This window comes from Altibacter lentus (assembly GCF_000746845.1).
Lineage (GTDB): Bacteria > Bacteroidota > Bacteroidia > Flavobacteriales > Flavobacteriaceae > Altibacter > Altibacter lentus.
Genome location: NZ_KN050846.1, coordinates 233424 through 257162 on the forward strand (window position 1 = coordinate 233424; position 23739 = coordinate 257162).

23 protein-coding genes and 1 tRNA gene are annotated in these 23739 nt (G+C 41.1%); 8 read left to right on the forward strand and 16 right to left on the reverse strand.

Annotation, left to right across the window (positions count from 1 at the left end; all coding sequences use genetic code 11):
- Nucleotides 1–13 precede the first annotated feature (13 nt).
- The 3 genes from JS40_RS01250 to hutI are packed head-to-tail and all read right to left on the reverse strand — an operon-like array spanning nucleotide 14 to nucleotide 2711.
- Nucleotides 14–469 carry a GNAT family N-acetyltransferase gene (locus JS40_RS01250; protein ID WP_034257793.1) on the reverse strand — a complete coding sequence of 152 codons (456 nt, stop codon included), beginning with the start codon at nucleotides 467–469 and terminating at the stop codon, nucleotides 14–16.
- Nucleotides 466–1479 (reverse strand): formimidoylglutamase, encoded by a 1014-nt coding sequence (locus JS40_RS01255; protein ID WP_034257794.1) that lies wholly within the window; start codon nucleotides 1477–1479, stop codon nucleotides 466–468. The genes JS40_RS01250 and JS40_RS01255 overlap by 4 nt, the downstream gene beginning before the upstream one ends.
- Nucleotides 1476–2711: an imidazolonepropionase gene (hutI, locus tag JS40_RS01260; RefSeq protein WP_034257795.1), complete on the reverse strand. Its 1236-nt coding sequence runs from the start codon at nucleotides 2709–2711 to the stop codon at nucleotides 1476–1478. The genes JS40_RS01255 and hutI overlap by 4 nt, the downstream gene beginning before the upstream one ends.
- A 59-nt stretch (nucleotides 2712–2770) precedes the next feature.
- Here hutI and JS40_RS01265 point away from each other — a divergent pair, with 59 nt between their 5' ends.
- The 3 genes from JS40_RS01265 to JS40_RS01275 all read left to right on the forward strand — a co-directional run bounded on the left by JS40_RS01265 (nucleotide 2771) and on the right by JS40_RS01275 (nucleotide 4817).
- Nucleotides 2771–3952, forward strand: a complete 1182-nt coding sequence (locus JS40_RS01265; protein ID WP_034257796.1) for a trans-sulfuration enzyme family protein — start codon at nucleotides 2771–2773, stop codon at nucleotides 3950–3952.
- A complete protein-coding gene (bshB1, locus tag JS40_RS01270; protein ID WP_034257797.1) occupies nucleotides 3949–4665 on the forward strand; it encodes a bacillithiol biosynthesis deacetylase BshB1 in 717 nt (238 codons plus the stop codon). Before JS40_RS01265 ends, bshB1 begins: the two co-directional genes overlap by 4 nt.
- 76 nt (nucleotides 4666–4741) lie before the next feature.
- Nucleotides 4742–4817: transfer RNA gene (locus tag JS40_RS01275), tRNA-His, on the forward strand.
- A gap of 128 nt (nucleotides 4818–4945) precedes the next feature.
- On the opposite strand, the gene JS40_RS01280 is transcribed toward JS40_RS01275, so the two are convergent.
- Together JS40_RS01280 and JS40_RS01285 are read right to left on the reverse strand one after the other, a co-directional pair.
- Nucleotides 4946–5968, reverse strand: a complete 1023-nt coding sequence (locus tag JS40_RS01280) for a M28 family metallopeptidase (RefSeq protein WP_034257798.1) — start codon at nucleotides 5966–5968, stop codon at nucleotides 4946–4948.
- A 6-nt stretch (nucleotides 5969–5974) separates the two neighbouring features.
- Nucleotides 5975–6304 (reverse strand): hypothetical protein, encoded by a 330-nt coding sequence (locus tag JS40_RS01285; protein ID WP_034257799.1) that lies wholly within the window; start codon nucleotides 6302–6304, stop codon nucleotides 5975–5977.
- A gap of 140 nt (nucleotides 6305–6444) precedes the next feature.
- Between JS40_RS01285 and JS40_RS01290 the strand changes: the two genes are divergently transcribed.
- Complete coding sequence (locus JS40_RS01290; protein WP_034257800.1) at nucleotides 6445–7830, forward strand: MBL fold metallo-hydrolase; 1386 nt, start codon at nucleotides 6445–6447, stop codon at nucleotides 7828–7830.
- A gap of 115 nt (nucleotides 7831–7945) precedes the next feature.
- The gene (locus JS40_RS01295) at nucleotides 7946–8956 is read left to right on the forward strand and encodes a T9SS type A sorting domain-containing protein (RefSeq protein WP_034257801.1); all 1011 of its coding nucleotides are present in this window, start codon (nucleotides 7946–7948) and stop codon (nucleotides 8954–8956) included.
- A gap of 81 nt (nucleotides 8957–9037) precedes the next feature.
- Here JS40_RS01295 and JS40_RS01300 read toward each other — a convergent pair whose 3' ends face one another.
- On the reverse strand, nucleotides 9038–9523 hold the full coding sequence (locus JS40_RS01300; RefSeq protein ID WP_034257802.1) for a ferritin-like domain-containing protein: 486 nt from the start codon (nucleotides 9521–9523) through the stop codon (nucleotides 9038–9040).
- A gap of 169 nt (nucleotides 9524–9692) precedes the next feature.
- Here JS40_RS01300 and JS40_RS15500 point away from each other — a divergent pair, with 169 nt between their 5' ends.
- Complete coding sequence (locus JS40_RS15500; RefSeq protein WP_173402302.1) at nucleotides 9693–9848, forward strand: hypothetical protein; 156 nt, start codon at nucleotides 9693–9695, stop codon at nucleotides 9846–9848.
- Between the two features lie 14 nt (nucleotides 9849–9862).
- Nucleotides 9863–10003: a hypothetical protein gene (locus JS40_RS15435; RefSeq protein ID WP_160172944.1), complete on the forward strand. Its 141-nt coding sequence runs from the start codon at nucleotides 9863–9865 to the stop codon at nucleotides 10001–10003.
- A gap of 92 nt (nucleotides 10004–10095) precedes the next feature.
- On the opposite strand, the gene JS40_RS15620 is transcribed toward JS40_RS15435, so the two are convergent.
- The gene (locus JS40_RS15620; RefSeq protein ID WP_262482535.1) at nucleotides 10096–10218 is read right to left on the reverse strand and encodes a hypothetical protein; all 123 of its coding nucleotides are present in this window, start codon (nucleotides 10216–10218) and stop codon (nucleotides 10096–10098) included.
- Nucleotides 10219–11475: 1257 nt separating this feature from the next.
- Here JS40_RS15620 and JS40_RS01305 point away from each other — a divergent pair.
- Nucleotides 11476–12276 (forward strand): hypothetical protein, encoded by an 801-nt coding sequence (locus tag JS40_RS01305; protein ID WP_034257803.1) that lies wholly within the window; start codon nucleotides 11476–11478, stop codon nucleotides 12274–12276.
- A 100-nt stretch (nucleotides 12277–12376) separates the two neighbouring features.
- Here the strand turns inward: JS40_RS01305 and JS40_RS01310 are convergent, their stop codons facing one another.
- From JS40_RS01310 to JS40_RS01355, 9 genes are all read right to left on the reverse strand, one after another.
- Nucleotides 12377–13309, reverse strand: a complete 933-nt coding sequence (locus tag JS40_RS01310; RefSeq protein ID WP_152558104.1) for a hypothetical protein — start codon at nucleotides 13307–13309, stop codon at nucleotides 12377–12379.
- A 95-nt stretch (nucleotides 13310–13404) separates the two neighbouring features.
- The gene (locus tag JS40_RS01315) at nucleotides 13405–14316 is read right to left on the reverse strand and encodes a hypothetical protein (RefSeq protein ID WP_034257805.1); all 912 of its coding nucleotides are present in this window, start codon (nucleotides 14314–14316) and stop codon (nucleotides 13405–13407) included.
- Nucleotides 14317–14677: 361 nt separating this feature from the next.
- Complete coding sequence (locus tag JS40_RS01320) at nucleotides 14678–16525, reverse strand: DNA methyltransferase (RefSeq protein ID WP_034257806.1); 1848 nt, start codon at nucleotides 16523–16525, stop codon at nucleotides 14678–14680.
- Nucleotides 16526–16528: 3 nt separating this feature from the next.
- A complete protein-coding gene (locus tag JS40_RS01325) occupies nucleotides 16529–19417 on the reverse strand; it encodes a DEAD/DEAH box helicase family protein (RefSeq protein ID WP_034257807.1) in 2889 nt (962 codons plus the stop codon).
- Nucleotides 19407–19610 carry a helix-turn-helix domain-containing protein gene (locus JS40_RS01330; RefSeq protein ID WP_034257808.1) on the reverse strand — a complete coding sequence of 68 codons (204 nt, stop codon included), beginning with the start codon at nucleotides 19608–19610 and terminating at the stop codon, nucleotides 19407–19409. Before JS40_RS01330 ends, JS40_RS01325 begins: the two co-directional genes overlap by 11 nt.
- A gap of 553 nt (nucleotides 19611–20163) precedes the next feature.
- Nucleotides 20164–20907, reverse strand: coding sequence for an NAD(P)-dependent oxidoreductase (locus tag JS40_RS01340; protein ID WP_034257810.1), 744 nt, complete (start codon nucleotides 20905–20907; stop codon nucleotides 20164–20166).
- Nucleotides 20908–20914: 7 nt separating this feature from the next.
- Nucleotides 20915–21940: a serine hydrolase domain-containing protein gene (locus JS40_RS01345; protein WP_034257811.1), complete on the reverse strand. Its 1026-nt coding sequence runs from the start codon at nucleotides 21938–21940 to the stop codon at nucleotides 20915–20917.
- 60 nt (nucleotides 21941–22000) lie between these two features.
- Complete coding sequence (locus JS40_RS01350; RefSeq protein WP_034257812.1) at nucleotides 22001–22855, reverse strand: CPBP family intramembrane glutamic endopeptidase; 855 nt, start codon at nucleotides 22853–22855, stop codon at nucleotides 22001–22003.
- Nucleotides 22856–23092: 237 nt separating this feature from the next.
- Nucleotides 23093–23569, reverse strand: coding sequence for a hypothetical protein (locus JS40_RS01355; protein WP_034257813.1), 477 nt, complete (start codon nucleotides 23567–23569; stop codon nucleotides 23093–23095).
- Between the last annotated feature and the right edge of the window lie 170 nt (nucleotides 23570–23739).

Below are 23739 nucleotides of genomic sequence, written 5' to 3' on the forward strand. Positions count from 1 at the left end.
GTATTCCATCACTTTATGAAAGCGGCAGTTCCATTTTTATATTACTTCGCTCATACGGACTGTCAGGTTCCACCGGAATTTCAATGAATCCAAATTTGCGGTAGATGAAAATAGCATTGGCTAATTTGGTATTGGAATACAGAAAGAGTTTCTTAAACTGCTGCACTTTCGCAAAATCGATACAGTGTTGCATGAGTTTTTGACCTATCTTTTTTCCTCGTTCCTCCGGCAGCACCGCCATTTTAGTTAGTTCAAATACGCCTTCAGCTCTTTTTAACAGTGCAACCGTCCCCAAAACGCGATCCTCTTCAACCGCAAAGAAAATGTGTCCTCCGGGATCAAGAATATAGTGTTCGGGTCGCCGCAACACCTCTCTGTCAAAATCTTCGACATAAAAGTAGGTCTCCAGCCATTCAATATTGAGGTCGTAGAACGCTCCTTTATATTTGGGTTGAAATGCTGTAATCATGACGGCTCGACGGATATCACGTCGCTTATTAAATAGGCTATCGTTTTTGCGACTTGGTTGGCGAACGACTCCTTGGAAGGATTCCCTTCGCAGATATGGATGTAGGAGCAGTGGCCTTTTGCGGCGAAATAACGCACGAAAGACCGGGCCTCCATAACCGAGAACCCACATGGCGATTGAGCGCTGCTACCCATCTCTGCAATGGCATCCATGTCCAGTTCTAATCCAAATGGACTGGTCCCGCAAAAGTTAGCTGCCTCTTGTAAAAACCCTTCAAATGAGCTGTTATTCTCTTGAAGAAGCGAATCGAAACGTGCAAATTGGATACGGTCCTTATGTTTTTTCATAGCATCAAAGACTGATTGAGAGGTATAATTTTGATGCAAGCCGAAAATAAAATATTTCCCAAGATACCCTTCGTTGAACGCGTAGGAGAATCCGTTGCCGCTATGCCTGTGTTCCAATGCCCTGAAATCGGTATGAGCATCAAAATTTATACAGTTAACAGGGGCACCCAAAGCCAGACTGGCTCCTTTTAGGTTTCCGTAACTATTGTTGTGACCACCCCCAATGAGAATAGGAATTTTACCGGCTTTTATTATAGAAGTCACAACTTCTGAGACTTTAACATCTATATTAGACACCAAGGATCCTAATCGTTGTGTATTCAAGGCATCATCTTTTGCTACCGGCGCAAGAGCACTTACTTCGTCCCGGCAATCGATCTCACCTAAGAGTAAGATCCTCTCGGGTTGAGTGAATTCGTTCTCTTGTATGTTACACAACATGCGCAGTGCCTGCGTCCATGCCTGGGAAGTTCCCGGTATCCCGTAATTAGCACGAACCCCAATGTCTTCAGGAATACCTAGCAGCACATAGGGATGCTTGCTGGTTTGAAGGCTTTGCCAATCTTGTGCGACCGAAAGGACCTCTCCAAATTTTACTTCTCCCTCCCGTTTAGTAACAAGCGAGCGAACCTCTTCTTCGGTATAAAAGATCACCGAACTCATAACTGTTCACCATTTATAATGACAGCATCGATCAAGTTACTGCCAAAAGCGTAAGGTAGATAACCGTACGAAGGAATCTCTTTGGTAATAATAACATTCGCTTTTTTTCCTTTCGTGATGCTGCCATGCGAACTACTTAGGCCCATGGCATAAGCACCGTTTAGGGTAGCAGCATTGATCGCTTCTTCCGGTGTTAATTTCATCTTGATGCAGGCGGTTGCTACCACAAAGTTCATATTCCCGCTGGGCGTTGAACCCGGATTGTAATCGGTTGCGAGCGCAAGAGGTAATCCGGCATCAATTAGCTTACGTCCCGGGGTATAAGGAATACTTAAGAAATAAGAGCAGGAGGGAAGCGCCACAGGCATCGTCTTGCTACCCTGCAAGGCTGCAATATCGGCGTCTGTAAGTACTTCCAAATGATCGACACTTAGCGCGTTGTGTTGTACCCCTGCGGCAATACCACCCAGTGCAGTGAACTGATTGACGTGGATCTTCGGAATTAAATGATAGGAAGCTGCTTCAGAGAGCAGTCTGTGGGTATCTTCTACTGAAAAATACCCTTCTTCGCAAAAGACATCTACATACTCGGCCAGATTTTCAGAAGCCACTTTTGGTAGCATTTCGTTACAAAGTAAATCCATGTATCCATTCTTATTTCCTTTATATTCTGAAGGAATGGCATGTGCGCCCAAAAACGTAGTACGTACCGAAATAGGGTATTTCTCTGCTAATTTTTTCGCTACCCGAAGCATTTTTAGTTCTGCTTCGGTGGTCAATCCGTAACCGCTCTTTATTTCAATGGCACCGGTACCTAAACGCATTACCTCTTCCAATCGAGCAGCCGATTGGCGGTAGAGCTCTTCTTCGGGAGTATTTTGTAATTTTTTAGCACTATTTACAATGCCGCCTCCTTTTTGTGCGATCTCTTGATAGCTCAACCCTTTAATTCGGTCGACGAACTCTTGCTCTCGATTCCCTGCATAGACCAGGTGTGTGTGCGAATCGCACCAGGTTGGCAAGACCATTTTTCCGGAACAATCGATGGTTTCTGAAACTTCGTGCTGAGGCACGGTATCCATACTTCCGTAGTCTGCAATACGATCTCCTTCCAGCAGTAACCAAGCATTCTTTATGGTTGGGAGCGTGGCCATGTCCTTTCCGGAAACCAAATTGGGTGCCGCGTCCCGAACTTGCAACAGTTCTTTGATGTGGGTGAGTAAAACTTTCATTGGCTAAAGATAGCAAACCTTAAAAGGAATTTATACCTTAGAGCTTCAAAAAATTTGAGATGAATTCAATAAAAAAACCTGGTGTAAATACGGTTTGCACACACGTGGGTGAAATAGAGGACAAGCAATTTAAAGGAGCGATCTCCCCGTTGTATATGTCAAGCTCCTATGCGTACGAGAATGTCGATATAAAACGCTATCCGCGGTATTTCAACACTCCAAATCAGGAGGCATTATGCAAGAAGATCGCCATGCTGGAACACGCCGAACGTGGTTTGATCTTTGGAAGCGGTATGGCGGCAGTGAGTACCACCATGCTGGCATTCTTAGATAAGGGAGATCATGTAGTGCTGCCAAAGACCTTGTACGGTGGGACCTACAATTTTGTAACTGAAGAATTTGAGAAATTTGGAATCGAATATACCTTCACCCAAGGTTTTTCAGAAAAGGATTTCACAAATGCCATTAAGCAGAACACCAAAGTGATCTATGTAGAAACTCCTTCCAATCCATTAATGCTAATCACCGACCTTAAGATGATCGCGCGTATTGCGAAAGAGCATGGACTGGTGACCATGATAGACAATACGTTCGCATCCCCGATAAATCAAACCCCATTGGATTTTGGCATTGACATTTCAATTCACAGTGCGACCAAATATATGGGCGGACACAGCGACATATGTGCAGGGGCGGTTGCGGCGAGTGAAGAACACATTCAGAAAATATGGCATAAGGCAAAGAATCTGGGAGGAAGCCTAAGCGATTATACCGTTTGGTTGTTAGAGCGAAGTATGAAGACCTTGGCCCTTCGTGTGAAAGCCCACAACAAGAATGCAAGAAAAATGGCAAAATGGCTTGATAAGCATCCCTTGGTTGCCAGCGTATATTATCCCGGGCTTCCCTCGCATCCCGATCATGAACTTGCCAAAAAACAGATGCGTGGTTTCACCGGAATGTTATCCTTTGAATTGATCGACTCCGTGGACGCAGATGCCTTTATGAATGCGCTTCAATTAGTAAAACAGTCCATGAGTCTTGCCGGTGTTGAATCTACCATTCTTTCTCCCGCAAAAACATCTCATGCCTTGTTATCTGCTGAAGAACGTGAAAAACAGGGAATCTTGGACGGACTATTACGCTTTTCGGTGGGTATCGAAGACAAAGATGACCTTATAGCCGACTTTGAACAAGCCTTTGATGCGGTAGGAAAGGAACAACTACAAAAACTACTTTCATGAAGTTAGATATACTTGCCATTGGAGCGCATCCAGACGATGTTGAATTAGGCTGCGGTGCTACATTGGCCAAAGAGATCAATAACGGTAAAAAGGTGGGGATCTTAGATCTTACCCGAGGCGAACTGGGCACGAGAGGCTCTGCCGAGATCCGTGATAAAGAAGCCGGGAAAGCGGCCAAGATATTAGGAGCATCGGTGCGACTCAATCTGGAATTTGCAGATGGTTTTTTTGTAAATAACGCCGCCTCCCAACTAGAGGTAATTAAGATCCTTCGAAAGTACCAGCCGGATATTGTGTTGTGTAATGCCGTAGACGATCGTCATATCGATCATGCCAAGGGAAGTCGCTTGGCCAGTGACGCCTGCTTTTTAAGCGGATTGGCACGAATAGAGACGATCTTTGAAGGCAATCATCAAAAAGCTTGGCGACCCAAGCAGGTATATCACTATATACAATGGAAGCATATTACGCCCGATGTGGTAGTGGATGTTTCCGGATTCATTGAAAAAAAGCTTGAAGCTGTCTTTGCTTACGCAAGTCAGTTTCATCGCGAGAATGCCGTTGAGCCTGAAACTCCTATTTCTTCTACCAATTTTAGAGATAGTATTACCTACCGCGCACAGGACCTGGGGAGGTTGATAGGTGTAGCCCACGGAGAAGGATTTACTGCCGAACGCTATGTTGCGGTAGATTCTTTGTTCAAATTGCAATAAAATTGTTCAACATTGGTATTGCGCATACGTAGTAAATGCGTTATATTTGCAACCGTTTTCAAAGCGAAACATACCTGGTGGTTGTAGCTCAGTTGGTTAGAGCGCCTGATTGTGGTTCAGGAGGTCGTCGGTTCGAGACCGATCTTCCACCCAAAAAGACAAGCTTCTCCTTCCGATCGATATCGGAATTGAGAAGCTTTTTTTGTGCCCGTTGTAGGATATGATAAATAAAAAAACGCCTCCCGGTATCGGGAGGCGTTTTTGATTGGTTTTTTTAACCTTAAAGCTTGTCGGCTGTTATTCGGTCCTCACGGTTGGCGATCTCCCAGGCCGTTTGAAAGATGAGTCTGGTTCTCTTGGTCATTAATGGATACTCTATCTTATCGGGGGTATCTGTGGGGCGGTGATAATCTTCGTGAACACCATTAAAATAGAATATAACAGGAATGTTGTTCTTGGCAAAGTTATAGTGGTCACTGCGGTAGTAAAAGCGGTTGGGATCATCCTGACTGTTATATTTCTCATCCAGTTCCAGATCTCCGTATGCTTCGTTCACTTCAAAAGCCAGTTCGTGTAGCTCCTCGCTCAACATGTTGCTTCCAATGATATAGATATAGTTTGGGTTGTCTTTTTTATCGGGGTCGATCCTGCCTATCATATCGATATTAAGGTTGGTCACGGTATTCTCCAAAGGAAATATGGGGTTATCTGTATAGTATTTGGATCCCCAAAGACCGATCTCTTCACCGGCAACATGCAGGAATAGTATGGATCGCTTTGGTCCGTTTCCGTCCTTTACCGCTTGTTGAAAAGCTTCAGCAATCTCAAGAAGTGCGACCGTTCCGCTTCCGTCATCATCCGCTCCATTATAGACAACACCATTTTTATCGGTTCCCACATGGTCGTAATGGGCAGAAAGCACTATAACTTCTTCCGGTTTTTCAGAACCTTTTATAAAAGCGACCACATTCTCTGATGCTTTTGGCTCCTTCATACGTTCGAAATAGGAGGAAGGGATGATCTGATAGTAATTATTCTCTTCTATAGGTGAGGCTATTCCGGCATCCATATAGAAATTGCGGAGGTATTCGGCGGCAAGTTTTTGTCCCTTAGTACCTGTCATACGACCTTCCATAGCATCCCCTGCGAAAATATAGAGATGTGTCTTAAGTTCTTCGGCGGTAATGGTGTTGGCGTAATCCACACGGTTTAGGGTATTTGTGCTGTTTGCCTGGGTAGAGTTTTGAGCCGAATTGCACGATACCGTGAGCGCTGCAATGGCCGAGAGGAATAGGTATTTCATAGTTTATTATTCAAAGGATATTAATTCATAATCTGCAGGATCCAGTCCTCCTTCACCAATTTTTTGGTATGTAAGGGTGTAGATTCGAGCCTCTTCATTACCATCGGCACTTTGAGATTGTATGGTACATGTTACGATGTATCGGGCCTCTATCTCTGCTACGTCTTTTGCTTCGGAAATTTCAATGGTCTCCTTATGAAATACTGTTCCTTCCGGTAACTGAAGCTGCGTGCTAAGGTCTTGAATAGCAAGCGTACGCAGCGTCTCCATTTGTTGTTTTTCCGAAGAACACCCAACAAGAACTAACGAGAGGATCAAAATACGAAAACTGGTCATTGAGATTTTCTTACAAGCGGTTGTAAATATATAACATGCATTTTTGGCTGTGTCTAAAATTTATGTGAAAATTAGTAAAATTAGAGACAGGCAGTCCTTGGCTGAATCTCATTGGTTATATTTGTTAAAAATTACAGATCATGAATATCGAACAAATATATACCGGCTGTTTGGCACAGGGAGCCTATTACATTGAAAGTGAAGGTGAGGTTGCCATCATTGATCCCCTGCGGGAAACTACGCCCTATCTGTCGCGTGCGAAACGTGACAAGGCCACCATCAAGTATATTTTTGAAACACATTTCCACGCCGATTTTGTAAGCGGTCACGTAACCTTATCAAAAGAAACGGGAGCACCGATAATCTACGGGCCCAACGCGAACCCCACTTTTGATGCTGTTATTGCAACCGATGGTCAGGCGTTCAAATTGGGCAAGGTAACCATTGTAGCCCTGCATACGCCGGGTCATACTATGGAAAGCACCACTTATTTGCTGAAAGATGAATCGGGAGACCCCTATGCCATCTTTAGTGGAGATACTTTGTTCCTGGGGGATGTAGGGAGACCGGATCTTGCCCAAAAAGGGAAAGAACGCACACAGGAGGACTTGGCCGGATTCCTGTTCGACAGTTTAAGGAACAAGATCATGCCCTTACCGGATCACGTGATCGTATATCCCGCCCATGGCGCGGGATCGGCTTGCGGAAAGAACATGATGAAGGAGACCGTGGATACGCTGGGCAACCAGAAACAATTAAACTATGCCTTACGCGCAGATATGACGAAAGCGGAATTTATTAAAGAAGTGACCGATGGCCTGTTGCCGCCTCCGGTATACTTTCCGCTCAATGTAAAGATGAACCGGGAAGGGTATGAAGATATAGATACGGTTATTCGTCGTGGTACCGAACCATTGACACCGCAAACGTTTGAAGAGTTGGCCAATTCCACCGGTGCTGTGGTCTTGGATGTGCGTCATCAAAGTGATTTTATTGCAGGACACGTGCCTCGTTCTATCTTTATAGGGCTGGACGGCGGATTCGCCCCATGGGTAGGAGCTCTGATCGCCGATGTTTCGCAGCCCATTTTATTGGTTACTTCGGAAGGGAGAGAAGCAGAAGCTGTTACACGTCTGTCGCGCGTAGGATTCGACAATACACTGGGATATCTAAAGGGAGGCATAGCCGCCTGGAAAGCAGCGGGAAAAGAGGTAGACAGCTTAACGTCTATTTCAGCGGAAGAATTGAAGTCTCGCATGGCTAATGACATACCTATTGTGGATGTTCGAAATGACAATGAATTTGAAGGCGCGCACATTTCCGAAGCGATCCATGCACCCTTAGGCGCCCTTAATGATCATTTAAAGGAGCTTCCAAAGGAAGACCCATTCTATATCCATTGTGCAGGTGGTTATCGATCTGTGATCGCGGCGTCCATTCTAAAAAGCAGAGGCATTCACAATGTAGTGGATGTAGCAGGAGGCTTTAAAGCGATCAAGGAAGCAGCTATTCCGGTAGTTCAATAAGTGTTTGAATAACAATTTATTAGTAAGTAAAATATTATTTTGTTAAACATTATATAAAAAAGATTAAACAAAAAGTATAATTTCATAGTTTTGAGGAAACTAAAAAACAAAAGCTATGAAAAACCTAGTACTATTTGTGGCAGTCTTGCTCTTTACGGCAACTGCTTTTTCTCAAACCGCCCGTGTACAAGTGATACACAATTCTGCAGACGCTGCCGCCTCAGAAGTAGATGTTTATCTGAACAGTGACATCGCGATCGATGATTTCGAATTTAGAACCGCCACCACCTTTTTGGACCTACCCGCCGGAGCTCCCATAGACCTGTCGGTAGCACCCGGGAACAGTACCGGAGTAGGGGATGCCCTTTTAACCGTTACCGTTACCCTTATGCCTGACGAAACCTATATTGTGGTTGCCGATGGTATTGTGAGTGGGTCCGGATATAACCCGGCTCCTCCGCTCTCCCTGCAGGTATACGCCATGGCACGTGAAGCTGCTTCGAATCCGTCAAATGTGGATATTCTCGTACATCACGGAGCTACCGATGCTCCCACCGTAGATGTGGTAGAAACAGGAGTAGGGGCCGGAACGATCGTGGATGATATATCGTATTCGGAATTTGACGGGTATTTAGAATTACCAACAGCCGATTATACTGTTGAGATACGTCTTGCGGACGGCTCACAACCCGGTGTAGCCGCGTATGAGGCACCCTTGTCAACCTTAATGCTGGATGGAGCTGCTTTAACGGTATTGGCTTCAGGATTTTTGGATCCGTCGCAGAATTCGAACGGACCCGGTTTTGGACTGTTCGTAGCGAGCCCACTGGGAGGAGCGCTATTAGCACTGCCAACGGCTGCGTTAGGGGTGGACGAATTTGGATCGAACGCACTGCGCGTGTTCCCAAATCCTACATCAGATATTTTAAACCTTAGTGTCCAAGGCTTCGATCTTAGTAATACTACGTTGCAGATCACCGATATGCTGGGACGTATCGTTGCAGAAAGCACCAATGTTTCGGACAATGCGGCTATTGATGTTTCCGGATTGAACGCCGGCGTATATCAAGTGACTATTCTGCGAGAAGCCGCCGTCGTGTATACAAAACGTTTTGTGAAGGAGTAAGTGAACTTCATAATTATTTGATTGATATGAAAAGCCCACTCAACTTGAGTGGGCTTTTTGATTCTGAAGCATAACGGATCTTTAGCTCCAGTTATCTTCTAAGTCTTCCAGTTTCTTCACCGTGTTAAGGGTGGATTTGATCTGGCTCAACTGATTCGTTAGCACGGAAGAGATTTGCGGCGGAAAACGATTGTCGTTCAACTTCTCTTCATATTCTTCCACACTGGCTTTGTCTCCACGGATGCATTCTTCCAAAACAGCCTCGTCATCATCACCTGTAAACGCTGTTTTCACATCGATCCAAGTTCTGTGTAACGCGCCGGTCGTGCTTCCGCTTTCCTTGGGCGTTTCATTAAGCGACCGAATCTCTTTGTCCAGTTCGGTGGCGAAACGATTTCGTTGTGCCGCCTGATGTTTCAGAAAAGATTTTAAGCGATTGTCTTTGGCATTTTTCATGGCTTTGGTAAAGCCCTTTTCAGCATCATAATTCTTCTCTAGCAGTCCTTGCAAGTTATCCACAAGATCGTCATGGATGTTCTCTTTTGCTTCTTCTCGTGTCGTTTTCATAGTTTTTTAAAATTTAAGTTATGGTTAAATGTACAATAGCACGTTTCTTTTTTGTCTTATGAAATTGCTAATTGAGAAGCCTTTAACATTCGGTGTTAAAGAGTTATAAAGGCACTGCAATTAATTGTTTGGCTTTGTATTTTTAGATGTAATCATAAATCTACATATTATGGACAAGAATCATAAATCTGAAAATACCAAAAAGCGAAACCAAGGAATTGAAGAGAGTGCCATCAATCATAAAGAAAAGGAATCGGATGGACGAGAGATCAATTACCAAGAAAAGCAGCGTCGCGAGAAACATCAACCAAGAGATACCGCCTAACACACAGTATTGATATGGAGAAAAAGAAGAAGCGCGATAAGGAGGATCCAACATTGAAAAGCCTGGATCCCAGTAGAGAGAAAGGCCCTCAAAAGAAAAAGCACCCCAATCAATATGGGGAGCAAAACGAAGAAGGGAAAGACCGAGAAGTTTAAAACATCTTACCCAAACTAAAACTCCCCGAACGTATACAACGTTCGGGGAGTTTCATTTCAGTTTTGACTAATTCAAACTGAACAGGCAAAGCCTATTTGCGATTCTTAGAAGGCTGTGGCTTCTGCTTTGGATCTTGCTGCTGATTACGAGCCTGTGGCTTGTTTTGCTGCTGCTGTGGATCCTTTTGACGATTCTGTCTGTCTTGAGTGCTCATAGCAAATTCATTTAAATTAATACTCCGTTATTAAATCGTAGTATGAAGATACTTCAGAAAATCGCATGGTGTAGCGTTGCTAACATTCTGTTAGGTTTGATTTATAAGATCTTTAACGCATGTGGTTTATCAATTCAACTTTCTCTTCTTTTCTTTTTTTTCATTGCCGTGGAATGTTGGTGTAAATGAATTTTTTTTTATTTATTTTCTTTTTTTGCTCCTCCAAAAAAAGAACGAAAAAAAGGAGGCCTTTTACGAGGAATTTCCCGGCCTTTGATGCCGGGAACCGCCCCAAAAACTCCGCGTCAGCCACCGTTGGTGGCTTCCTGGATCTCGAAGTTTTGTGTGCATATTCTGGCGTAAAAGGGTTGTCCTTCGTATCGTAATATTCAAACTAGATAAATATTTTTTACTTAGCAATAAAAATTAAAGCTAGCTGTTTAATCCGAAGTACAGAAAAAACCATTCCATTCACTCTTCACCAATCACTAATCACTACTAGCTCCTAAGTCCTAACCCCTAGTTCTTTGCTATTCGCTCTTAGCATATGTCACTTCGAGTGATGCGCTGCAAGCACATTGTATCGAGAAGTATTGTTTTTCTTTTTTCCATTACCGCGGAGGAGAAGTAATCATAAATTATATTTTTTTTTCTTCTTTTTCCCATTGCCGCAAAAAGAAGCAAAAATGTCTAGGCTGCAGAAACCATCCCTAAATGCTACGTCGGTTCGCTACACGTTCCGAACTCGGGCTGCTTTCGCAGCCCTCAGACAGCGTAACGCGCTTAGCGCTGCACCTTCTTGCATTTTACGGGATACTTTCTGAGGCCGTGTTTTGATTCTAAGCGGCTTTCTCTTTTATAGTGCTGACTCATTACTTAGTCCTAACCCCTAACTCCTAATTCCTAATACCTAAGTCCTAGCTACTCACTCCCCGGGGGTAAGGTGGGGATAGGGTGGGGATAGAGTGGGGATAGCCTGGGGATAGGTATTTTGGAAAAAGCGGTCAAAAACGGACAAAATGACCAAATTCGGTCAAAAACGGACAAAATGGCCATAATAGGACAAAAGCGGACAATTTCGGCAAAGAGTGCCTTTTTGTGTCGATATCGGACATGCGATTTGCATACTCGGTTTTTGGGCTCTATGTTTGGCGTATCGGATTCCGGAACAGGTGTTTGGAAACGGGTTAAAAAAACAAGAACCGCGCTACAAACACACCGATGCACTGAATGTTTAACTTTTAATACCTAGAAATTATGGCAAAGCAAGAAAGTTTTATCAAGTTCAAAGGAACGATCGATGACCTTACCTTCTACCGAAGTAAGGGGAAGTATATTGTAAAAAAGAAGAGCGGGGTGGACCGCGAGCGGATCCTTACCGATCCTAACTACGCCCGGGTGCGGGAGAGTATGAGCGAGTTTACGGCTGCGGCTAAGGTGGCGACCACTTTTAGAAAGTCGTTGAATTCTCTTATCAAGCAGTTGGGAGGCACAACGGTACAGGCACGGTTGATGCGCATCTTTAGAAAGGTGCTGAACACAGGTACCGGAAAGGCCGGACAGCGGGATATGATCTTGTTGCCGAACAAGGAACTTTTTAGCGGGTTCCAGTTCAATGAGGCCAAGCGTTTTGATTCCATCTTTACGGCTCTATATGATGCCCCTGTGGTGGATGCGAACCGAAACGAGGTGACCTGGACCGTACCGGTGTTTGATCCCGAACACGAATTGGAAATGCCCAGTGGCACGACGCATTACCGATTTGTACTGGCGACCGTGGTCTTGAGTGATCACAGTTATGATGCACTCACGGAGACCTATACACCGCTCACCGATGCCGCCTTTATAAAACGTGCGGTGACGTACAGTGACTATCTGGACGCCGGGGTTGCACCGGAGGCGCCGATGCCGATGGTGACGGACCTGGGACTGGAAGCGCCCTTACCGGATACGGCGATCTCGATCACCGTGGCGGGGGTGTTCTTTTACAAGCAGGTAAATGCCGATTATTTAACGCTGCAAAGTGAACAGGCCCTGCAGGTCCTGGCCGTAGCTTAATTTTGTATTCCCAGAAGGGGACCGGAAACGGTCCCTTTTTTGTTGTTGGAGCAGCAGGTAAGGACAAGCAATTATTTATAGGCATTGTTGGCAACTTTGCTTATTTAAAATATTTTATTTCTCTTTCGTTGAAATAACTAGGTTTGTCGTTTTCCAGTGAGATTTTTTTCACCCAATTATTTTTATCATCGTACTCAATTCTATATTCAATTTTATAATTAAAATTATCAAAAGACTTGTAATGAATCTCTTTGATAACATCTCCATGATTATTGTATTCATACTTTATTTTAGAACTAGTGGTAAAATTTGTTTCTTCTAAAAGGTTGTTGTTATTGTCGAACATGTATTTATAATCGTTCATTAATTTTTTGTCTCTATATTCTTTCTTTTCTATCCGATTTCCGTTATCGTCATATTTTCCCTCTTCGTATTGTTTCACAAAACCCTCGTCATCAAGCACCCTTAACCGAATAGGATTGTCATTTTCATCAAACTCATATTCCACAGTTATCATTAATTTTCCGTCACTATCGTATTGCCTTCTTTCAACTAATTTCTCCCCCTCATATTTGTCTTTATATTGGTTTTTAAGAGAACCATCTGATGTATAGTAATTAATAGTTGTAATATTGTTTTCTTCATCATAGACATACTTTGCTCGACCTTCAAGTTCTCCTTCTGCATTATAATCATTTCGTTCGCCTTTTTTATTATTTTCATTATAAGTTATAACTTTTTTGGTGTCTATTTCATCATCTGATGTGTATTCAATTATTTCAATTATATTACCAAATTCGTTAAATGAATAACTATAATTGTTACCATCTACCATCCAAAACCTATTAACTCTTTCTCCTTTTTGAATCTCTCCAAATTTTTCTTCAGCGCGGTATGTAGATTTTTTAATAAATGAAACCTTTCCATTTATATTCAATTCTTTGAGGTCATTATTATTCTCTTTATCTGAACAACTTATAATACTAAAGAATAATAGAAATATAATTAGGTTATTTAATCTATTGTTTGTCATAAGAAATGTTATGTTTGAATTGTTGCCAACGGCTCCGGCCATGAGAAGTAGCGTCCCGCAGGGGCTATTGCTTATGGGTGTTGTTCTGCACAGTTTTATTTTTTAACAAGTTCTAAATCAACATCAATACTCGTATCTAGAACATTAACTGCCCAAATTATTGATTCTTCATCTTTAAAGAAAAACCTGTCTCCTTTAGACACTTTAATTGTTAGAGTGTCAAATTCTCCGTTGACTGTTTTCGAAATTCCCAAAATCCCTTTAAAATCAAGAATAGCATTGTCAAAATCTTCTTCTGCTTCAATCAAAACATTGCCGTTAAAAATCGTAAGGGGTCCTCCAAATGAAATAGTGATTTCTAATGGTCCTTCAAGCTCTATTGGTTCCTGAGGTAATTGTTCTATCATATTTACAATTTTCTTGTTCTGAGTTTCAACTACAGAAATTAGACTGTCATTTAGATTCGTTAAATCCTGATTTTCAGTAAAGAGATCTATTTTCTCTTTTTCGAATTTTACTTGACCAACGTATTTACCGAAAAAGAATGATCCACCTAAAAGGCTGATTATTATTGTAATTAGTGTAGTCCAGTTCATTTTCTGCCAAAGATTTTTACTTTCTCTTAGTGCTTTGATTTCTTGATTTAGTTCATAAATCTTCGAGTGGTCTTCAACGGTAACAACCTTTTCTACGACTTGAACTTTGGGTTTGCTTTCCACAGTTTGTTTAGATAAAATATCGGCTTCTTCAATTCTGGTGTCTAATAGATTTATTAGCTCTTCTTTACCCTTCGACCAAGCTTCTTGATAAGGACCACTGCCCATTCCAGAAACATGATAGGAAGGATAGAAATTGATAGAGTCAACTTCACCTGGATAAGTAAACTTCATTGGAAAGAGTTTTTCCAAAAACATTTTCGTTTTGCGTTGGATATCATCAAGTTCCTTCTTGTCGTTATATCGAAGGTTTTGAGCTCTACTTTTTAATTCCGATAGTTTTTCTTTCATTTTCTAATTGTGCACAACGGTTTTGTATATGATTTGTGGCGGTCTGCGGCTTCGATTCGGCTGGCCAACAAAACGCGGTAGCGTTTGTGGGAAGTCACGCCGGAGGCGGGACGTGCGAATCAGAAGCAACTGCAAAGCCGCTGTTTCTTTTTTGTCAGCTCGACTAAAGTACAAATATTAGGGGAGATGCGATGCCTGTTGGATCTAGCCATAAATTATATACGTTGTTGTATGCCCGTGCTTTCTTTTCGTCCGTGCGTTGGGAAAGACACACTCTTTGACAAGCTTTGGCTGGTGCGTTTGGCTTGAGCGGCTTGGCAATGTGGGTGGCTTTGAAGCGTTGGCATATTTGGGCTATTTTTTATTCAAATACTTTTACCGTTTCGTCTCCGCTGATGTTTCTGATTTTCAGTCTTAGCGGTTTTTTGTCTGCTGAAATTTTGCCGTTCCAAAAATCTTTGGTTTTCTGTCCGTTTACTGAAATGTAGCCGAGCTTGTCAATCTTAATTTCTGAACTGCTTGACCAAACACCTTCTGCATTTTCACAATCAAGAGAAAGGTATTCTATTAATTCCAAACCTTCCTCGCTGATAGTGATAGGCGAGAACTTCTTGCCTTTGTTAATGGCTTGAAGATTTCCTTTCTCGTTAAAATCATTGATTTTCTGATTGAGGCGGTCGCTGACAAATTTGGTTATTTCTACTTCAAATCCTTCTTTGGTTTTGATGCTTTTGGTTTCTATTTCATCTTCAACTACAATGGCGTGCAGGATTTCTTTTAAATCCTTTAGTTCAATAGTGGTTTGCGTTGCATTGTTGTCTTTGATGAATTTTTCTAATGACTTGTGGTCGTCCACATCTACGTAATAGACAATAGCTTTTTGTGCATTAATTTCTAAATTTTGAAGTTCCTCATTGATGATTCTGTTTACGGCAGGAACATCCAATACCTTTTCAGAGCCGTCTATTAAGTTAGGTACGTAAACTGGAACTGTTCCCAATTTACTGTCTTGTAAAGCACCAAACCAAAATTTTCCAACACCTGGCACTTTTTGTTGCAAGCCTGGAATGAGTTTAGCCAACTTGTCCATAGTTTGCTGTGGATTGCGAAACAAGCTGACACCGTCTTTGATTTCTAAAATCTGAAAGCTGGCACCTACTTCAACTAAACGGTCTCTGGTGGTTTGAATGCTGTTAATGCCAATATCCACATGGATAAATTTTCTACCCAAATCATGAGCTACTTTAGCGGTTACGCCACTACCTCCAAAGAAATCAACAACGGTCATTTCCTTATTTGAACTTGCTTTAATTATTCTTGAAAGCAATTTTTCAGGCTTTTGGGTAGAGTAACTTAGATACTCATTTTTTGAAATTGTTCGACCTATTTGCCAAACATCATCCTCTTTTTTTTCACTGTACTGCTCATATATTTTATTTCCATTCTCATCTAAGACATTCACTGTTTTACCATCTACCTTTTTTCGTAATGCCCTAGTTGTTGTCTTATCTTTTGGAATAATTATCGGATGAAAAACATAGTCTTGCTCTTTTGAGTATAAGAAGATATTATCATGATTTTTGTCCATTGAATTACCTCCAGTCGCAAATTTGTCGTTGTAATACCAAATAATTTCATTGATGAATTTCTCTTCTCCAAAAACTTCATCCAATAATATTTTTACGTAATGCCCGATTTTGGTATCAAGATGTACATAAATACTGGCTGTTTCACTCATGATACTTTTTATAGCCATTAAATTTTCATGCATCCAATTCAGATAATCTTCCTTTTGCCATATATCGCCATACATGGTTTCTTCAAAGGCTTTGAGTTCATCAATCTCTAATTCTTCTTCAGCCTTTTTTATTTTCTCTGCTAGTTTTGGATCTCTTCTGATATTTACAGTTTTAGCGTAATCTGCACCGCTGGCAAAAGGTGGGTCTATGTACACCAAATCCACTTTAATGCCTTGCTCTTTCAAGTAGGCACAAGCAGAAAGGCACTCGCCACGGATGACCAAGTTTTCACTTTCTTCGCCTACTTGTTCTTGTTTTTCCATTTCGTAGTATGGCATCCCACGCATGATTTTAGAAATCACTTTGTCGTTATCGCGATAACGCAATACACGTTGAGTGCGGCTAATGTTGTCTAGCACAGCCTGACCTTCTACGGTGTTGGGTACGTATGGTATGTATTTTACGGGCATATCTTATTCTTTGAAAAATTCGTCAATCTTGTTGTTTATCGTTACAATATTGTTGGCTATATCGGTTCCGTCTTCCAAATACAAGAAGTCAAAACGCTGGTAACCAAACTTGTCGTTGTTCTGCTTTAAAAACTCTGTTTCTACAAAGTTTTTCTTTTGCAGAAACGCAGGGTCATTTTTAAAACCTTCGCCTTTGGTTTCCACCAAAAGGGCTTTGTGTATAGCTTTTTCCCTGCGCTGGATAATGAGAAAATCGGTAGTGTAACGTCCTATATTTTTCCAATTTTTCCCGTTTTTGGCAAAGCAGTTAATCACAAACTCGGTTAATCCTCTCTCTCCATTGTAATAAACTTCCAAGCTATTTTCTTTGAAACTGTCGAGCTGCAATGTTTTTTGTAAAATGTCTTTTTCAAATCCACTTTGTACAAAGTTGTAAGGCAAATAGTGGAAAGTTTTGTCTTTGGAACGTACTGCAAGAGAATGGTCGTACTTCTTTTGGAAATCTTCCCAAGACGACATCATATGACCCATTCCTGCATCTTCCAAAGTTTTCAAGGCTTTGTCATAATCTGCTCTTGCCTTGGTCAAGTCAATTTCTATGTCCTCACCTGATTCATCAACCACCAAAATTTTATCTACATCCGCTTTTTCAGGGTAGAGTTTATCATTCTTTTCTACCGAACCAAGCTTGTCAACCAAAAGTAAATTAGCATTTTCAGGGATAACTTCACTTTCAGTTTTTAAGTCTCGCTTAATACTGAAAGCCAATCTTATTTTGCTGTTGATGGTGTATATGTCATACAATTCATTCCAAAAAAGGACGTCATTTTCTTCATACGTTACCTTTTTGAAAATGCTTTGTAGTTCTGTATCGTATGTATGTAATTCTGTGGTCTTGATTAGACCATAACTTTCTTTTGAGATTTCATGCACCCATAAATTGAAATTGGCAGCATCAAAACCTGTTTGTTTCATAATGGCTATGTTGCCTTCATCCAAATTGCTTATTTCAGCAGTTGTAACCAATGCAGCCGCTTTGTATTGGTCTATGTTTTTGACTAATTCTTGAAGTTTGGTTTTGGTATGCGCTTCTGTTTCTTCATCAATGGATTGGTATTTTACCCTGAGTTGGTAAAAATCTACCAAAGGCAAGTCCAAAAGTTCCATTCTTGAAAAACGCTCAACCCATTCAATTTTACCTTCTTTCTTTATTTTGTTGATTTCCTCAATGGAAGTTTGTTGTTCCTTTTTGAGTTGGTCATTCAGTGTTTTGGCATTGTAGTCATTCAGCCAAATGAGAGCCGTTTCATCCTGTTCAGGGTCAACTTGGCGTAAACAACGGCAACTTGTTTGTAGCACCATATTTTTGGGGCTATCTCCTTTTTGAGAAAGTATGACGCTTGTTAAACTTGGGCAATCCCAACCTTCTTTCCCAACTTGCACAAGTAGTATGTATCGTTTTTTTGAAATAGGCAAATCCAAAGAGCGAAATTCTAATTCACTTCCTTCTGGTTGTGGATACTCCTTGTTTCCCTTATGGAATTTTAGAATTTCAGCAGGGTTGATTTTTAATTCACCTGTTAAAAACGGATAAACTTCTGCCTCCAACACTTCAATGTTGGTGCAATAAATCGCAATCTTGGCAATAGTTCCGTTCTTGTATTTTTTACTGCCATAAGTAGCTTGGAAATCTTCAATACCTTTACGGATAATTTGAAAGCGGTCAAGGTTTTGCCCGATTTTCACTTTTGGTGTTTTTAGAAAACTCTTAATAGCTGTTACAAGTGGATAATAATAAACCGTGTTGGTGATTTGAGAGAATTTGAAAAAAGTCTCTTCGTTAACTTGAATTTTATCTGCCTTGGCTAAATAGGGCGTTCCTGAAAATCCTAAAACAGTGGTAATATTCCCTTTTGCTTGCCATTTATTGACTACTTGTCGAAGTTTAATGTCGTCAGTTGCGGCATGGTGTACTTCATCAATAAGAATGGAAAGGTTTGGAATTTTTCCGATTAAATTCCTTAGTTCGTTCGCTTGTTTGTCTTTTTCATCTTCTGTTTTTTCAAATACTTCTAACTGGTTGGTTACTTCTAATCGGTCAAGAATTACTTTTTCCGCATTTACTACGAATACACGACCAAAGGGATTTGGTAAACAGGCGTTAACCTTCCCTGCATTGGGATTTACAACACGATTACTTTTCTTGGTAGAACGTGACTCATCCAAAATTTCAAACTTCAACATACGTTTCAATTCGCTTGCGGCTGGGTCAGGAATTACCCAAGTAGGGTCAAAATTCTCTATCGTTCTTAAACTTGGTACAATCGAAGATTTTAGTCCTGAAGGAATTAACACCAAGAAATTATGAGCAAAGGTTTTATTCTCTGGTTCGTTGTGTGCGAAATACAAGTCAATGTAAATGAATGCAGCCATCAAATAGGTCTTTCCTGCACCCATTGGCAAACTCATTAGGTAATCTGCATAATCCACATTGTAAAAAATGTTCTTAATGATTTGTTCGTAATCTAATTCGGTCGGCTTGTCAACGATAAGTTTTTCAAGTTCGGGCAGTAAAGTAGTGTCTCCATTTTTTTGTCGTGAAAAGTCATAAAGTGCATGAGCAGCTTTGTTATTTGATAAAAAGTCCCTTGCCTTTTGATTAATATTGAGTTTTGATAAGTCCGTTCCGTTTGTAAAGAAACCTTCTGAGAATAGTTTCCAAAGTGGTTTGTTTTGTCCTTTGATTTTCAGGAACAAATATGTTTCAATGGCTTCAATTTGGGTATCTCTCAAGTTTCCCTTTTCTTTCATGTAAAGAACAAGGTCTTTTACAGGGCAATCGTTAGATTGAAGCCATTCCTTTTTTTTATGTTCGATAATATTATTCAGCATCCTTATTCTTTTCTACAAGCAGTTCTTTAACCGATACTTCCAAAATTTCAGCAATCTCATAAAGGATTTCAAGTCTTGGTTGTTGCCGGTTTTGAACATAGCCATTGACCATGTTGTAACTTTTTCCAAGCTTGTCAGCCAACCAAGTTTGCTTAATTCCTTTCTCTTCAAGTACTTCCTTTATTCGGTTCATGTCCGCATAAAATTAAGTCGCTAAAATAGCCCAAATATTTCGATTATCTCATTTTTCAATATACTTTTCGTTCGTTTCATTGCTATTCCGTTCGAGCGTGGGCAAAAAAATAGGCTCTTTTGGTTTTTTGCGTTTGGACTTGTGGGTCGGCAAAAACCAAATGTGCCTATTTGCGCGTTGGCTTTTTCAGCATGGCATACAACACCTGCTATTACCCAAATATCTCTATTATGTACCACTTAGGATCGGGATAACATGCATTCTTTTATTAAAGGGGAGAACTCAAATATAGAAAATAATTGGATAGGGGTGGGGGTTGGTGTGGGAAAAATGAAAAGGATGAAGGGGATGAGAAATGGTCCTCTGTGAAACATGTGGAAGCGTAGCGTGCGAAACAGCCGCCTGTCTCCGACGAGCTTTTTCAGCGAGAGGAAGACACTGGCGCCGCCACTACGTATTTACCCGCATGACTAATGAACGATTATTTGTAGGAAATACAATTCCCTTAACCATTTGAGCCATAAATTATATGCGTTGTTAGGCGTAGTGTTTTTTATTTTTTGGAGTTTGAAATAGATGTTTTAGAATAAACTACAGGCATTTGACCTTTCCATTTATCCCACAGCTGGGAATCAAGGATCAACTGTGCCATGAAGTGTCCCACATTGATGCGACTTATCTTACCAGCGTTAAAAATTGCACTTCTAATTGGTGAAGGATATGATTCATATGGTGTTACCACTTCTTCATCTATCAAACCATCAGGTCTAACAGCCACCCATTCAATATACCTGTTATTTTGACCAATTTGAGTCCTTAAATAATCCGCTGCTTGTTCATTATCTACATGTGGTGGTAACAACCATCTAAGAAGACCAATAACGCATTTTTGTGCAAAAGATACAGGTTCGTTTAAATCTCGATTGCTGTTTCCGGAGGTATTCATTAAAACGAACCTGACGGGGCTTTTCGGTTTATGACTTTTGATGGCTTGGCACAGTCGCTTCGTTGCCTCTGTGACCAGTTTCCGGGGTTGCCCATAGATGCCTTTAAAGGTGATGTTATGCCCTAAACAGGACGCCACCGCATCACAGTCGGCCGTGTATTGGTTCAAGGCTGTTTCAGATAGCTCCAACGGACTGGCGATATGGATTTCTACATTGTCATGTTGCTCCCAAGACGGCGGGATTCGTTGTATGGAACGCACAATGATCCTAACCTTCGTCCCGTTGCGCAACAACTGATCGACCAAATGTCTTCCTGTGGCACCGCTGGCGCCGACTACTAATACTGTCATCTTATGTTTATTTTTTCAGGATTTTTAGGATTCTACGGTTAATAATTTCCGACAGGTTCCAATAGTACAGGTCGGGATCGGTGGTGCTATAGAACGCCACCATCACGGCATCGAGGTCCTTATGATAGGTGGCAAAGCTTTGGTAGCCCGGCACCCATCCGGCATGTTCGTATTTGTAGACTTCCGTGTATATTTCCTGTTCTTTGGGATCCAACAAGGAGCCATCGTTCAAGGCTCTTAGGAAGATCCCTACGTCTTCGGCAGTGGCCAGCATGCCGTGGTCATCAGTCTTTAGGTCATACGGATGCCCTACATGGTAGCCACTCATGACATTCGCTAGATCCACTTCGGCAAGTGAACCGAAGGTATTGTGTAGCTGCAGCGGCTCTAGAATTTTTTCCTTGGTATATTGAAAGTTATCATACCCTAGGGCATCGTCCATGATCTTATTGATGAGCAGGTAATTGGTATTGCAGTATTGGTAGTCTTCGTCCGGCTTAAAGTTGGCAGGTTGGTCCAGTATAAGTGCCAGACTCTCTTGATAGGACTGTGTAGGCGCTGCCCAGAAATCGGGTGTGTCTGTAAAATTGGGGATGCCACTTCTATGTTGCAGGAGCAATCTCAGGGAAATGTGCTCTGCGTTCTCGATGCGGCCCACAAGTTCCGGCAGGTAATGGGCGAGGGTCTTATCCAGTGAAAGCCGACCCTCCTGCACCAGTTTGGTCACCGCCACGGCGTCATACAATTTGCTAATACTCGCGATCTTGAAGCGGGCATCCGGCCGTGCCGGGATCTTGGCTTCTCGATCGTGCCAGCCCGCAGCCAATAACTGTGGGGGTTCGTCCGCTTGGTCTATGTAGATGAGCATCCCTTCAAATCCGTGATCTACCGCTTCCTCCAGCTGTTCTTGTACGGTATCGGGCAGGGGTAGTATCCACGCCTTTACGAGAAGCCAGGGCACGAAATATAGGGATACGATCGTTGCCAGCAACAAGGAGATTCGTACTATGCGCTTCGTTCTTTTTTTAGCCACTTTTTCTTCGTTAACATGATGTATCTTGGCTGACTATTATTTCAGGCAAGACGGGTGTTCTTATATTTTTTCTTTTACTGCTTTTCTCCAAAAGTAGAGTCCGAAAACAGCAGTCACTACTGCAAACATGATCCCGTTCTCACCAAGCCAATGTTCTTTTCCTGCATTTTTAATTGTTAATTCGGGTAATATTTTTTGAATATATACATTGCTTACAGCGTGAAAAATTACTGCTGGCCATAAACTTTTAGATTTAAAGGTGTAGTAAGTCATAATAAATGACATAGAAACAATTACGACAGTGAACGTTGTAAATTCTAATAGGACATTGTTACTATAGTAAACTAGCAATGGCCAATGCCAAAAAGACCAAATCAATCCACTAAAAATTGATACACCAGTAAATGAAAGAACCTTTCTTAATTCATAGATTAAAAATCCTCGCCATCCAATTTCTTCCCCTAATGTTGTTGCAGATGCTCTAATAACCTCTATAGTTGCTAACAACATAATAGCTATGATAGTTATTGATGTTGTGCTTAAAGTGCCTATGCCAAATAAGCCAAGTTCTTTTCCCCATTCATTAATTGTTTCGCTATTTGCTAAATTTCCAAAACCGAAAATCCAAAGAAGCACATAAGTGATTATACCATATAAGGCAGGAACAACATAAGACCATCGGATATATTTCCAATTTCCCCAATTCCAATGTAGTGATGAGATTTTACGTCCTTTAATTTTTAAGGTAATAAATGCAGCTATTGCAGGACACCACATGATAGCTCCAACATATATTCGAGAAGGATATAAATTTACTATGGCATAATGGAAAGGCGAAGTAAGAACAATAACTAATACCAGAAACAAAAATATTGTTTTCCACGCTTCTTTTCGTTCCGATATATTTTCTAACATAATGGTTTAAAGATTGTTTTGTTTATTGAAGACGAAGAGTCTGCAGTTTTGTTACGTTGCGCCTAACACCTGCTATTACCCAAATATCTTTATTATTTACCATTTATGATCGAGATAACATGCATTCTTTTACTGAAGGGGAGAACTCAAATATAGAAAATAATTGGATAGGGGTGTGTGGTGATACATTTCTATTGACCAACACAGGAATGTCGCTATAGGTGATGTAGGTCACGGTTATTTAGATTTTTCTTTTTTCCACCATCTTTTTATTTCAGATCTTTCCTTACCTCCAAAATCTCCACATAGTGTTAATTCATATGGGAAGTTTAATTTTTGCCGGTAAGCATTAATCAATAGAATAACTTGATCTCCTAATGTAGGTTTTTCGACAGTGGGCATATATGAGGATTTAATTTGCATGATACATTTCGCATCTTCTTTTGAATCCATTAATTTTATCAAGAACTTTACATCTTCTTTTGTTATCCAATTAGCGTCTTGTTGCCCAACTGTTTGCAAAACATACTTATGTTTTGAAGGATTGTCAGGTTGATCTGTTGGTCTTATAAGTTCGTTTACAAATTGTCGAACTGAAATCTTATTCATAAGAATCCAATTGTTAGCATCTAAATAATTGGTCTCTATTTCTATTTGTCCAAACAAACTTAGTCCGTTTAAAAATATCAGCGGTATGATCAATAATTTACTCATATTAATTGAAGTCAACGGTATGTATAACGCCCTGTTGTTTGGTTTCAAGATACAACTTATTCCGAGTAGGTGAGACGTTGATTTTGAAACTGAATATTTTTAGTCAGCATATTCTTGCAATAATCGATATACATTTTTGTAGCACATTTCTAGCTACCCTTTAGTTCAGG